The sequence below is a fragment of the Psychrobacter sp. genome (genome assembly GCF_049295055.1).
GTDB lineage: Bacteria > Pseudomonadota > Gammaproteobacteria > Pseudomonadales > Moraxellaceae > Psychrobacter.
Genome location: NZ_JBAQQF010000042.1, coordinates 55,374 through 68,642 on the forward strand (window position 1 = coordinate 55,374; position 13,269 = coordinate 68,642).

A 13,269-nucleotide genomic window follows, 5' to 3' on the forward strand; every position below is an offset into this window, starting at 1 on the left:
TTTTTATGTAGACCTAACTATACTGCGTATCAAATTGTATAAATTCACTTTTGCAATGCGTTATTAATGGTTAAAATGCTACACTAACGGAGCGTCAATTTAACACTGACTTAACAATCATTTATCTCATATTTTCTTTAATTAACCTAATCATAAAATAGTGCTGCTATGAAACCTGAACTGCCTCCACGTATTGCCGTCTTATTAATCAATCTAGGTACGCCTGACGAACCTACTGCGCCTGCAGTACGTCGATATTTACGTCAGTTTTTATCAGATACGCGAGTGATTGAGATTCCTAAATTATTATGGGCAATCATCCTTAATTTGTTTGTATTACCGAGTCGTCCAAAGCGGGTAGCAGCAGCCTATGCCAGCATTTGGGATGGTGACTCGCCGATGCGCAATATCCTGAACCAACAAGTAGCGATGTTAGATACGCGTTTGGCTGAGCAGGCTGCGCCATTTCGCGTTTCTGTTCATTCTGCGATGAGTTACGGTAATCCGGGTTTGCCTGATGTAATGGATAAGCTGCGTAGCGAAGGGGTTGATCATTTCGTCATGTTACCAGTGTTTCCGCAATATTCAGCGACCTCAACTGGCGCAGTATACGATGCCATTACTAAATGGTCGCTCAAGCAGCGTAACTTGCCTAATATTACGATAGTGAAAGATTACTTTGCGCATCCTTTATATATCAAAGCATTAGCAGATAGCATTCGTCGCTTTCAAGCGGTACATGGCAAACCTGAAAAACTCATGTTTAGCTTCCACGGAATTCCGCAGCCGTATATGGATAAAGGCGACCCTTATCCTAGACGTTGTAAATGTACCGCCGCGCAAGTGGCACAGGAGCTGGGATTAGGACCTGATGAATGGATTATCAGTTTCCAGTCACGCTTTGGTAAGCAAGAATGGGTCAAGCCTTATACCGATGTCATACTCGATGAGTGGGCAAAGTCGGGTGTAAAATCAGTACAAATTCTCAGCCCAGCATTTTCAGCTGATTGTTTGGAGACGCTAGAAGAATTGGCGATTGAGAACCGTGAAAACTTCATCGAAGCTGGCGGGCAAGAATATCACTATATCCCAGCGCTAAATGCTGATGAGGCACACATAGATTTATTAGAAGCAATGAGCGCGCCATTAGTAAAAGGGTGGGCAGGCACGTTGGATGGTTGGGCGTAATAAGAAGGCTTAATGACTGGTCATAAATAGCATGATTAACCATCAACGTTAAAATAGTAGAAATAAAAAAATACCGGACATGATGTTCGGTATTTTTTTGTCTAAATAATTTTCTAAGAAGTAATCGCTTTAAAAACTATCATCATTGCTCAATTTTGCCGCATCTCTGTCTGCAATATCGACGATGTCAGGATAGTCGCTATCATCTAAATTATCATCGATCAGTAGCTCATCAATGCGTGACTCATCAACATTTTGGCGATGCATCGGTGTAAGACCTTGCGTGGCATCGCTACCTACTTGCGAGTTTCTAAATCCTGCATCATCGCGAGGGATGTCATTATTATCAATAATATGTAGCATAGGATTGTCTAAATCGATCTCTTGGCTACCTTCGCTATTATCATCAATTTTTTCATCTCCTTCGATGTGATCCATCTCTTCTGGCAATGGGGTTTTTGAGTTAGCCATACTATATTCCTTAATTTTTATGAGTGTTAGATTTATGAGAATTTTGTCTTATGGCTATTTTGTATGGTTATCATCATTGCCTCTAGTAGTAAGCTGTCACAGGACGGTAAAAATATGTAAGAGGCGCATTCATTTGAGTTGTTAATTTACAAGACGTTATAGCTATCTCAAGGAAACAGCTACCGCCAAAATAGTGCTCTACTGACAAAAAACGGCTACCAATAGTTGATAGCCGTTTAAATATTCTAACTTTATCTATATCGTTTTTAGTGACCGATTTATTTGGTACCAATTTTACTATTGATAAAGCGCATCAGTGAGTCAGGAGCTACTTGCGAAGCAGTGTGTAGCATTTTCGCTGGAAAGCCAATAGGATAATGGGTGCGTGAAAGCTTACGGTTTTTGCTGCCACTTAGCTTGCACAAGGTTTTAGCGACATCATCGACGGTTAAGTTGATACCCAAACGATCGATACTGGTGACACTAATGTCTTTTGTCATATCAGACTTAACCCATAATGGCATCACATCAATAACCTTTATGCCCAATTCAGAGTATTCAATATTCAAGCCTTCAGTCAAACCGCGTACAAAGAACTTACTGGCAGAATAAGGGGCAACTTCAGACTGACCATAAATCGCCGAGGCAGATGAAACGTTAATAATTTTACCGTTTTTGGCGTCTGCTAAATGAGGGGCTAACTTATGACAGCCGATAAGAACGCCTTTACAGTTGATATCAATCAATGACAACTGTTTATCCAAATCAGTATTGGGCAGTGCACCACTTACCAATATGCCCGCATTATTAATCAATACATCAATGCCATCAAAATTGTCCATCATATGATCAATGGCAGTGTCCCACGCTTCAGGATCGGTAACATCAAGGTGACCATGGACGATACGCTTGTCTTTTAGGGCTTTTTTAAACGCTTTATCATTAATCGCCCGTTCAAGCTCAATCGTATCAATATCAAAAAGACCAACGCTATGACCTTTTGCGACCAGTCGTTTGGCTGTCGCTAAACCGATACCGCGTGATGCACCTGTAATTAATATATTCATAATGACTCGCTTAGTAGTAATTAGTAGTGGTGATTAATAGTAGTAATTAATGATGATTGAATAGAAATATCGTACTAAATAGTCAAATTTACTATACATTTATACGTATATTATATCCAACTATTGTTCTTTTTTTTAGCTTTTAGTATAACAAATCATAGATAAGATTTTAGCACTAAGGTGAATGGTATCACTGCTGATGCTCTTTATACTTTGCATGGTGCATATAGGTGATATGATAAATGTCTTTCAAAATCAATAATTTTGAAACGCCACAAATAAACCAATGCAACAGCATAAACACCCGTCTCTGCGATTTCTTCTACTATTTGTCCAATAATTTCAGGAATGATAATGGTATTTTCGCCCATATATTCTAGTGTTGCTAGGGCAACTACGATGAGATATAAAGAGACGGGAACAGACTTTAATACCGCCCAAAGATAACGCCATGTATAAGCTAATAAGCCAACAATAGACAGATAAACGATTAAAAGAACGGCGTCTTCCCACCAGTCATAAGAACGGTTTAGCAATGAAAAATCGCTCGAGATAAAGAGTTCTGGCAGATAGTTTAACTCACGACGAATCACAGCAAAAAATATCAATACTGATGCTAGCCAAAAATAGTGACTTTTTTTACTCTGACTTTGTATGACATATTGCGTACACCGTAATATACAGGCTATCAACATGATAAGACCGGGAATTTCAATGATGCCATCTGTAGTCAAAATAAGGGCTCCTGATTTTTTAAAATCAAAAAGTGAGCACAAAGGCTCACTTTAGACAGAAAATTGTTTTTTTTAAAATCATATAATATAGGTCTATTATACCGCTAACCTCAGTGTTCTACTATTTTTAAGTGTCAACTGTTACTAGTTGGGTAGCTTAAAAACCATTATTTGGGCAGTAATGGCTAGATAGCTATAGTAAAAACTGCAACAAGCTTTAGTCAATCGGTTTAATTATTAAATCTACTTAAACATTAATGCGCTTCATCCCAATTCTGACCACTATCAGTCTCTACTAATAATGGTACCGCAAAGTCGACGTTCCAGCCTTTGTCAACAGCAGTCGTTGTCAAGACATCTTGCATCGCATCGGTAATCAAATTACTAATCTCGTCCACTTTATCCTCGTCAACTTCAAATACCAATTCATCATGGACTTGTAGCAGCATTTTTGCCTGTGCTTTTGGCAATACTTTATCGACGGCAATCATCGCTAGCTTAATTAAATCAGCAGCTGAGCCTTGCAGTGGCGCATTAATAGCAGCGCGCTCAGCACCTTGTTTGACCATACGGTTGCTATGGTTGATATCAGGGGTGTAAAGCTTGCGACCCAATATCGTCTCGACATAGCCTTGCTCATAAGCGCTGGCACGAGTATTGATCATATAATTTTTCACGCCTGGGTAACGCTCAAAGTACATATCGATATAGTCTTGCGCTTCGCCGCGGCTCATCTGTAGTTGCTTAGCAAGTCCAAAAGCACTCATACCATAAAGCAGACCAAAGTTAATGGCTTTAGCATTACGACGCTCAGTTGATGTGACGTCAGCGACATCCTTTCCAAGCACTTCAGCAGCAGTAGCAGCATGAATATCTAAACCTTCATTAAAAGCATTAGTGAGATTTTCATCCCCCGAGAAATGCGCCATCAAACGTAATTCAATTTGTGAGTAATCCGCCGCTAAAATAACGCGACCTTTTGGCGCAATAAACGCTTGGCGAATTAGGCGACCGGTAGCGGTACGGATCGGGATATTTTGTAAGTTGGGATCCGTTGAAGATAAACGTCCGGTACTGGTCAACGCTTGATGATAGCTGGTATGTACACGGTCAGTCTCAGAATCTGCGACATTGTCTAGCGCATCGGTATAAGTGCTTTTTAGCTTGGATAGGCTGCGATACTCTAAGGTGATATCGACCAATGGATGGTCGATTTTTGATAATACCGCTTCACCAGTCGAGTATTGACCAGATTTGGTCTTTTTACCGCCAGCAACACCAAGCTTATCAAACAGCATCTCACCAAGCTGCTTAGGAGAGCCAAGATTAAATTCTTCTCCCGCCACTTCATAAGCGCGTTTTTCTAGTATGATAATTTCTTCATCAAAGCGTTTTGATAGCTCGTTTAAGAATGAGCGTTTAATTAAAATACCGTGAGCTTCCATTTGACAGAGTATTTCGGCCGTTGGAATCTCTAACTCGTGTAGCAACTTAGCGTTATTAGCATCATCGGCAAGTTTTTTACTGAAAATATCAAATAACTGATAGGTGATATCGGCATCTTCACATGCATAGTCGCTCGCAATATTAATAGCCACTTGATCAAAGCTCACTTGCTTAGCGCCTTTACCGGCAACATCTTCAAAGCTAATAGTTTGCGTTTGCAAATAATGCCGCGCCAAGTCATCCATACCATGACGAGTAATCGCCGCATTGATGACATAGCTAGCAAGCATGGTATCCATCGCCCAATTATTGGGATTGCTATGGATTGCGCCAATTAGGTCGATATCATAATGACTAAGTATATGGGCATCGTATTTTAGATGTTGACCGATTTTACCGATATTTGGATTTTCCAAAATAGGCTTTAGGCGGGCAAGTACTGTATCGCGGTCAAGTTGTTTTGCCGTTAATTCGTCGCTTTCTAACGTATGAGTCAGCGGAATATAATAGGCTTCATGCGCTTGTATGGCAAACGATAGCCCAACCAATTCAGCTTGACGCCAATAAACACTGGTCGTTTCGGTATCAATGACGAAGTGTGGGGCAGATTCTAGTAATTTGACCAAACTGTCAAAGGCTGGCTGGTCAAGGATAGTATGCCAAGCTCTATCATGACTTTTACTATCAGTCACATTATCAATCGTATTTGATTGTAGAGATTTAGCGATTTGCGCTTGTGATTCGGCATTGGCCTGACTGTCAGCGACACTTTGTAAGCCATGCTCATTAGCGTTGGCGGGATGGTTTGGATGATCGAGAGAGGCCAGCTCGTTTCTAAACTCAAGCTCATTATACAAATCACGCAATTCATCTATGTGGGCACAAGGGTCGGTATTGATTTTTAAATCGTTCCAGTCTTGACCGATATTTAAGTCCGTTACGATGGTGGCCAGTTTTGCATTGAACGGGATATCATCGGCGTGTTCAATTAAACCCTTTGCACCGCGACCTTTAATAAAGCCAATATGCTTTAACATATTGTCGATATTACCATACTCAACCAGTAAGTCTTTCGCCGTTTTTTTACCGATACCAGGCACGCCTTTGATACCGTCAGAGGCGTCGCCCATCAAGGTTAAAAAATCAATCATTTGGTTGGGATTGATGCCAAATTTTTCAATGACCGCGTCAGTATCTGTCACTTTTCCCGTAAAGCTGTCTTCCAATATCACGCAGTCATTAACCAGTTGCATCATATCTTTATCGCCAGTGGAGATGACCACGTGATGACCTTGTTCAACCGCACGATGCGCCAGTGTACCGATGATATCATCGGCTTCCGCTCCTTCAATGCGTAATAGTGGGATACCTAACGCCGTCACCAAACGATGGATATAAGGAATCTGTTCCACCAGCTCTATGTCGATGGGCGGACGAGCGGCCTTATAATCAGCAGACATATGATGGCGAAAAGTCGGCGATTTGGTATCAAAGCAGACCGCCATATGAGTCGGATGATAACGGCGCATTAGCTTTAGCAGCGCATTGAGCGTGCCACGGATGGCATTTGTTATCAGTCCTTGCGAGTTTTGCATGGTTTTTGGCAAGGCGTGATAAGTGCGAAATAGATAATAAGAGCCATCAACCAAGATAAAAGGCGGCTGATTCTTATCGACATGACTGGTGTCCATGGTCGCTACATTGGGCATGGTATCGAAGTTTGGCAAGGATTTAGGGTTGAGCGCTTGATGCGAGTTGTGGTCACTGTCTGTTTTGGCATTGGTCATGTGGTCAGTCATAAAAGTCACTTATCAGCTATTAGGTAAAAATATGCTCTTATTATAACGATAAAATCAGTGCGTGCCGAACTCCTTAAAAGTTACGAGATGTTCTAGCATCAATAGTTTTTATGGTTAAAATAAATATAATTGAACCACACATAAAAAAAGAACCCAGATCAACTGAGTTCTTTTATTTAGCAATATCGTCATCATTGAGGACTTATTTTACTTCTGAAGTCACTTCGCTATCAATGTTACCGTGGGTAGCTTTAGAATATGGGCAGACTTTGTTGGCTTTTTCGACCAATTGCTGGAACTCATCCGCTGACAGCTCTGTATTTTCGCCAACAACGTGGATTTTAACGGCTAATTGAAAATCTAAACCTTCACCTTTAAGTAAGTCTACCGATACTTCTGTTGTAGAGTCGAACTTTGCTTTTTCCGCGCCTTTGACCGCAGCAAGTGCACCATCAAAGCAGGCCGCATAGCCCATGGCAAATAGCTGCTCTGGATTATTACCCTCTTTACCAGAGCCTGGTGCGACCATATTAATGGTCAGATCGCTGTCTTGCAGACTGGCGTTACCTGTACGACCACCAGTAACTGTACCTTTAGTAGAATATAGAGTTTGCATAAAATGTCCTTTTATATGAATTATTATAAATGATTCTTATCACTAGCTTTTAAATAGCCCATTTAGCATAACAGACCATAAGCTTAGACATCGATAGCCGCAGTAAAAATATGCTATGAATTTGTAAGTTAACTTTCTTAATTCACTATGATGACCATAGCTTCTCTATAACTCATAGTTACAGTAGGGTAAACTAGGTGCATAAAGCCGCATACAAAACGGTAAAAACAATCTATTCAAACATTTTGAGAATAAGGACGCCCTACGATGAACAAACTAATAGTGACACCTATTGCGCTATCTTTACTGGTGTTTAGCCTTACTGGCTGCGGTGAGGGTGAAGATGCTGTTTTTGGTTCGGGTAGTAGTAATGAGATTACGATTGCTAGCTTTGAGGGCAACTCTAACAATATTGCGCGTATCAATGAAAAATACCGCATAGGAGAGCATAATAGTGAAGTTATCAATATTGTAGGTAATTTTAATAGCCAAGGAATTAATACGCTAGATAAAACAGTGTTAGTCAACAATTTTGAAGGAACGCTAGAAAACAGATATATTGAGGTGAATGGTCTTACGGTCAGACGTCCTATTTATCTTAAAAACAGTAATACTGTTCTAGATTATAGAGTTACTTATAATAAGGTTGATTTATCAGGACGCAAAGCTGATAGCTATAAAGCTGGAAACAATACAAACAATAGCTCTGGTATTCGTACCGCCTTAAATACTTACTCAAAAATATCAGCTAACAATGTTGATATTGCCTTTCCAGAGGGTTCTATTTGTTATATACCAGTAACCACTAGTGAGCGTGAGTTTTTAGCATTCAATGCAAAAGACGAAACCAATTATCGAACGCTTAATGACTGGCTTAATGTCGCGAAAAATCGCTTCAACGATAGTCGTCCATCGCAAACTAAAGAAGGCTTTGGAGTAGGGATAAGCAATCGTCAAACGGCGTCACAGGTTAAGTTTTTTGCCATAAACGATGAGCCAGAATATATTTACAGTGCTGTTGTCTATGCCTACAATAACAGTAATCGCATATATGAGACTGATTATGTTGCTAGTGGCACAACTGGACCTAATGCGGATGAACGTAACGGATTGGTTGACTGTACACTGTATAATGATGTTGCTGCTGATTTTTTAGCAAAAGAGATATCGGACAGTTATAAAAAATAAGTTCGTTATGATACTGCTTGGAATATATTAAATAAGCAAAAGCAAGGCGATAAAGTGGTTAGCCATACTACTTTCTCGCCTTTTTTATTGTTTCATTGTATTGATTTTTACCTTGATAAAAGTCAGCAAAAATAGCATCTTGACTGTAAATCCGCTACAATACGCGCATCAAAATCCATCATATTTACTATTATCTCTTTTATTGTATCCTGCTATTTTTCTTCCAAAATTTAACGATAAGTTACTCATTATGAGCGTAGATCCAAAGAAATTAAATAAAGAAGTGGCCAAACGCCGCACCTTTGCCATTATCTCGCATCCCGATGCTGGTAAAACCACCATGACCGAAAAGCTGCTGCTATGGGGTCAAGCGATTCAGGTGGCGGGCGAAGTGAAAGGCCGCAAAACTGATCGTCATGCGACGTCAGATTGGATGAGCATGGAGCAAGAACGTGGTATTTCTATTACCACCTCGGTCATGCAGTTTCCCTACCAAGAGCACATGGTCAACTTGCTGGATACCCCTGGTCACGCCGATTTTAGTGAAGATACTTATCGCACTTTGACCGCAGTAGACAGTGCGCTGATGATGGTTGATGGCGCAAAAGGCGTTGAAGAACGTACCATCAAGCTGATGGAAGTCTGCCGAATGCGTGATACGCCCATCATCTCATTTGTTAATAAACTTGATCGCCAGATTCGTGAGCCGCTTGAGCTGCTTAGTGAAATCGAAGCAGTTTTGAAAATTAAATGCATTCCGCTAACGTGGCCTATCGGTATGGGGCAGGATTTTGTTGGGGTCTATCATTTGACCGAAAATAAAACTTACCTCTACGAGAAAGGTTACGGCGGTAAGATTACGGTGGCTGAGACTCGCGAGGGTTATGATTATCCTGATATTCGAGAACGCTTGGGCGCGCTGATGTTCAATTCATTTGAAGAGTCTCTTGAGCTGGTGCAAATGGCGTTAGAGGACTTTAGTGTAGAAGCGTTTTTAGCTGGCGAGATGACGCCAGTATTATTTGGTACGGCACTCGGTAATTTTGGTGTCAATATGGTACTTGATACGCTGGTAAAATACTCACCACCACCAAAAGCGCACCCGACTACTGAGCGCGAAGTAGCAGCAACAGAGACCGCTTTTAGTGGTTTTGTCTTTAAAATTCAGGCCAATATGGATCCGCGCCATCGTGACCGCATTGCTTTTTTACGCGTCTGCTCAGGTAAGTACGAGAAAGGCATGAAGATGAAGCACGTACGTTTGGGTAAAGACGTACGTATTGCTGATGCATTGACCTTTTTGGCCGGTGATCGTGAAACGCTAGAAGAAGCGTATCCAGGTGATATTATCGGTCTGCATAATCATGGCACGATTTCTATCGGTGATAGTTTCACTGAGGGCGAAGAGCTGAATTTCACCGGTATTCCGCATTTTGCGCCTGAATTATTCCGCCGTGTGGTGCTCAAAGATCCTCTCAAATCAAAAGCTTTACAAAAAGGGTTGCAACAGCTAAGTGAAGAGGGCGCAACTCAGGTCTTTATGCCGCAGATTAATAATGATTTAATCTTGGGCGCTGTAGGTGTACTACAGTTTGAAGTGGTTGCGCATCGTCTTAAAGAAGAATACAAAGTACAATGTATCTTTGAGCCAGTATCTATTGCGACGGTACGCTGGATTCATTGCGATGATGAAGTAGCGCTGGCTAAATTTAAACGTAAAGCCCATGACCAACTATCATTGGATGGCGGTGGTTATTTGACGTATCTTGCGCCATCACGAGTTAATTTGCAGCTGATGCAAGATCGCTATCCAGAAGTCACCTTTAGCAATACCCGCGAGCACTAAAATTAGACCTCTTATCACGCTTTATGCTTAACTTTAAAAGACACGCCTATCGTGTCTTTTTTATTGCTTATGAATTATTCAAAGAACACATGCCTTCTGTGTGATAAATATCAATTACTCGAAAATGAAAACAGTGTTCCTACACTATAGAACAGCTGTTACGGTAGAATATCAATAACCCTTCTATATATAAATATCAAAGAGGCTATATGAAATCTGCAACCCAACTTAATAACAAGTCAAAACCAGCCAAACAGTTAGCTTTAAAGACTGGCTGGCTGCGTCTAATTCCTTTGTTAGGTAGTGGGGCGCTGTTTAGCGTGCTAAGCTTATCAGCGCATGCTGGTAGTCTTATTAGTAGCACTGATTATCTCGGTTATGAACTACCAAAAAAGATACAAGAAACTTGCCTTAAGCGTGATAACTGTCCAGAGATTGAGATCAAATATCTCAAGACTAATCATTCTTGGATAAACGATATCGCCAATGAGCGTATTAATAATCTAGTCGTTAATAGCAAGCCAACTGAGTCAGCACCTATCACTACTAAAAGCAATCAAGCAGATGTCAAAAGTGCCATCGATAGTTTTGCTATGTCACAGTTCGCGGATTTACCTAAAGATAGCGTGTTTGTTTATAACTTGATGGTGACGCCTGAATACTTGGGTCACGTCAATGATTTTGAGATGTTTGAGATAGATTCTTATGTGTTTACCGGTGGCGCTCATGGGATGCCTTATAGTGAATATTTAGTGTTTGACCAAAAGACTAAAAAACAAATTCAATTAGTAGATATGTTGCAGAGTGGTAAAAAATCACGTTTTAAAGCGCTAGCTTATAATGCTTACAAAGACTGGGTAAAAACGGTCGATAAAGACGTCGCTAGCTATGAGAAAAACTGGCCGTTTACCCTGAGCGACAACGTGACATTGACGGATAAAGGGATCGATATTCGTTATCAGCACTATTCTATTGGGCCATATGCTTATGGTATGCCAGTGCTTAGTATTCCGTATAGTAAGCTTGGCGGCATCATAAAACCCCAATTTATTCCTAAATAATTAGAATGATTAATATTTATGATAATAATTTAAAAATAGCCATTGGATATTTAATAAAAAACAAGGAGTGATAGCATGACGAGTCATACAGATATTGTGAATACGGCAACAACAGACACCTGGCAGCTGAAAGCTTTGACAGAAGCGCTTGGTGATCTGACATTGACCATAAGCGACAGCCTATCTGTTGGACGTGGTAGCGATAATGATGTGGTGCTTGGCAGCAAGCAGATATCACGTAATCACGCCGTATTGAGCGTATTAAACGGTAAGTTGTATGTCAAGGATTTGAATTCATCGAACGGTACATTTATCAATGAGGAACGTATTGAAACCAATGAGTCTAATCACCTTGAAGCCGATGATACGCTTGGGTTTGCAAGCTTTAGCTTTCAAGTAACTGCACCATTGGCTGCTATGGATAATGAGGCAGTAGTTGCAGATAAACCAACTTTGATGTTGAGTCCTGATACTGAAATAGCGCTTATTGTTGAAGCAGAGCCAGTCGTTAAAGAAGCTGCTATTAACGAATCTGTTATTAACGAAGCTGCTATTAATGAAGCTGTCATCAAAGAAACACTTATCGAAGAGGCTACGAATGAAGAAGCTACTAATGAAGAAATTTTGCCTATTAAGGACAATCTAGAAGCCATCTCTGGCGCAGCAGCTGTGCAAACAGAGCCAGATTTAAATGCAAATACATTAGACGAGCCAGTCGTTAAAGAAACAGGAATCACTGACGTCTTGTCAGCTGCAAATAATTTGCAATCTGCACCGGTCGAAACGGCTCCCGTTATTGACGCAACGCCTGAGATGCCTAGTGTAGCCGTTGAGCAAGAAGCGGTGACAGCTCTAGAGAATGCCCCGACAGACGCTCCTAATAACGAGCCACTCGTAACGCAGCCAGTTTTACATGACGAATTAGCTATTGATGATGAGCCAGCTGCACTTGAAGAATCAATTTTACGTCAAGACGCAGTAGTTCAGCCAGAGCATGACAAAACCACCACAACTGCCTTGCAAGAAGAGGCTGATCCCGATGTCCTACGAGCGAAACAGGCAGCCACAGGGCAGTTTTCAGGTACCGCTAATCTAGGTCAATCTCGTGATCTCGGTACGACAGGTAACAATGCGATGGATCAAGCCATTAATAACTCTACCAATACAGGTTCAGCTGATAAAAAGCCTAGCGGTAGTTGGTTTGTATGGGTTTTTCTTGCCATCATTATTATTGGTTTAGCGCTATGGCTGTTTAATACGGGTATGGTGTAGGCAATCTTTGATTGTGAGGCAATATTAGTAGCAGATGAGTAATAGCAGGTTTCGTCTGTATTTACTCAACCTGCTATTACTCATCAGTATCAATAGGCTGTAAATTTACATAATTATTTTTAGAGTTAAGCAGTAGAAGGTAAATTTGAAGTAAGACATTGCTTAACTCTTTGGCTGAGAACGTAGATAATTTAATGAAGAGTCATAAAAGTGATTGTTTAAATTTAATAAAAAATCCATTGTAATCAAGCGTTTGGATTTTTTCGTTAAAATAAATATAAATAAACAGAAAAATAGCTTGCGTCTTTCAATATATTTGATAGAATAGCCACCACTTTGAGAGAACAAGCCGACTTAGCTCAGTTGGTAGAGCAACTGACTTGTAATCAGTAGGTCGCCAGTTCGATCCCGGCAGTCGGCACCATCTCTTTCAAAGTAGCTTTTTATAAATTTGCTTTAAACTAAAAGTATTTTTGTACTAAGCAACCTAAGGTGGGATTGGGGAGCGGTCAAACCCAACAGACTGTAAATCTGTCGCGAAAGCTTCGAAGGTTCGAATCCTTCTCCCACCACCATATTTT

The 13,269-nt window shown here is 40.7% G+C and carries 10 protein-coding genes and 2 tRNA genes; 7 read left to right on the forward strand and 5 right to left on the reverse strand.

Features of this window, described 5'->3' with window-relative positions:
* Positions 1-168 precede the first annotated feature (168 nt).
* Positions 169-1,188, forward strand: a complete 1,020-nt coding sequence (gene hemH / locus WAZ74_RS06015) for a ferrochelatase (RefSeq protein ID WP_422306831.1) — start codon at positions 169-171, stop codon at positions 1,186-1,188.
* Positions 1,189-1,317: 129 nt separating this feature from the next.
* Here the strand turns inward: hemH and WAZ74_RS06020 are convergent, their stop codons facing one another.
* The 5 genes from WAZ74_RS06020 to WAZ74_RS06040 form a co-directional block, all read right to left on the reverse strand.
* Entirely contained in the window at positions 1,318-1,659 is a 342-nt protein-coding gene (locus WAZ74_RS06020) for a hypothetical protein (protein WP_422306833.1), read from the reverse strand.
* 278 nt (positions 1,660-1,937) lie between these two features.
* Positions 1,938-2,726, reverse strand: a complete 789-nt coding sequence (locus WAZ74_RS06025) for an SDR family NAD(P)-dependent oxidoreductase (RefSeq protein ID WP_422306835.1) — start codon at positions 2,724-2,726, stop codon at positions 1,938-1,940.
* A 206-nt stretch (positions 2,727-2,932) separates the two neighbouring features.
* The gene (locus WAZ74_RS06030; protein ID WP_422306837.1) at positions 2,933-3,460 is read right to left on the reverse strand and encodes a hypothetical protein; all 528 of its coding nucleotides are present in this window, start codon (positions 3,458-3,460) and stop codon (positions 2,933-2,935) included.
* Positions 3,461-3,714: 254 nt separating this feature from the next.
* Complete coding sequence (gene polA / locus WAZ74_RS06035; protein WP_422306839.1) at positions 3,715-6,705, reverse strand: DNA polymerase I; 2,991 nt, start codon at positions 6,703-6,705, stop codon at positions 3,715-3,717.
* A 202-nt stretch (positions 6,706-6,907) separates the two neighbouring features.
* A complete protein-coding gene (locus tag WAZ74_RS06040; protein ID WP_422306841.1) occupies positions 6,908-7,321 on the reverse strand; it encodes an Ohr family peroxiredoxin in 414 nt (137 codons plus the stop codon).
* 267 nt (positions 7,322-7,588) lie between these two features.
* On the opposite strand from WAZ74_RS06040, the gene WAZ74_RS06045 reads away from it, so the two are divergent.
* From WAZ74_RS06045 to WAZ74_RS06070, 6 genes are all read left to right on the forward strand, one after another.
* Complete coding sequence (locus WAZ74_RS06045; protein WP_422306843.1) at positions 7,589-8,509, forward strand: hypothetical protein; 921 nt, start codon at positions 7,589-7,591, stop codon at positions 8,507-8,509.
* A 250-nt stretch (positions 8,510-8,759) separates the two neighbouring features.
* Complete coding sequence (locus tag WAZ74_RS06050) at positions 8,760-10,355, forward strand: peptide chain release factor 3 (RefSeq protein ID WP_422306845.1); 1,596 nt, start codon at positions 8,760-8,762, stop codon at positions 10,353-10,355.
* A gap of 209 nt (positions 10,356-10,564) precedes the next feature.
* Entirely contained in the window at positions 10,565-11,416 is an 852-nt protein-coding gene (locus tag WAZ74_RS06055; RefSeq protein WP_422306847.1) for an RsiV family protein, read from the forward strand.
* Positions 11,417-11,491: 75 nt separating this feature from the next.
* The gene (locus WAZ74_RS06060) at positions 11,492-12,688 is read left to right on the forward strand and encodes an FHA domain-containing protein (RefSeq protein WP_422306849.1); all 1,197 of its coding nucleotides are present in this window, start codon (positions 11,492-11,494) and stop codon (positions 12,686-12,688) included.
* A 348-nt stretch (positions 12,689-13,036) separates the two neighbouring features.
* Positions 13,037-13,112 (forward strand) — tRNA-Thr (locus WAZ74_RS06065).
* 67 nt (positions 13,113-13,179) lie between these two features.
* Positions 13,180-13,263, forward strand: a tRNA-Tyr gene (locus WAZ74_RS06070).
* The last annotated feature ends 6 nt before the right edge of the window (positions 13,264-13,269 follow it).